The sequence below is a fragment of the Bartonella sp. AA81SXKL genome (assembly GCF_042196945.1).
In the GTDB taxonomy this organism is placed as follows: domain Bacteria; phylum Pseudomonadota; class Alphaproteobacteria; order Rhizobiales; family Rhizobiaceae; genus Bartonella.
Map to the genome: position 1 here is coordinate 1 of NZ_JBHIRH010000367.1, position 589 is coordinate 589.

Here is a 589-nt window from a genome sequence, read left to right on the forward strand (position 1 = left end):
GTTGGTTGTTTATGTTGGAGCTGTCGCTGTTTTGTTTTTATTTGTGGTTATGATGCTTGATGTTGATTTTGCTGAGTTAAAAAGTGGTACACTTCGGTATGCTCCAATTGGAGCTCTTGTTGGAAGTATTGTTGCTGTAGAATTAATTGTTGTTTTTGTGGGGAGCCGTTTTTCTCCAGTTCTTAGAGCACATGTTATGCAACCAATGCCAGACTTAGCCCAGAAAACCAATACACAGGCATTAGGCGATATTCTTTATACGGATTATGTTTTCTACTTTCAAATTGCTGGGATTATTTTATTAGTTGCAATGATTGGTGCTATTATTTTGACACTTCGTCATAAGTCGGGTGTAAAACGACAATCTATAGCAGTGCAAGTTTCTAGAAAAGTAGAAAATGCCATCGAAATCAAACAAATTGAATCAGGTAAGGGTATTTAGGGGGGGCTATGCACATTGATATTATGCATTATCTGATTGTTTCGGCTCTTATGTTTACGATTGGTATCGCAGACATTTTTCTTAATAGAAAGAATCTGATTATTATCTTGATGTCCATTGAGCTTATATTGCTTTCAGTTAATCTCA

The 589-nt window shown here is 36.0% G+C and carries 2 protein-coding genes; both read left to right on the top strand.

Translation table 11 applies throughout. The features are described from left to right. Positions 1–442: NADH-quinone oxidoreductase subunit J (locus ACFINZ_RS11725; protein WP_375701611.1), on the top strand; the 442-nt coding region annotated here is incomplete at its 5' end. Between the two features lie 8 nt (positions 443–450). After that, positions 451–589 (top strand): NADH-quinone oxidoreductase subunit K (locus tag ACFINZ_RS11730; RefSeq protein WP_375701612.1); only part of this gene is annotated, 139 nt, incomplete at its 3' end.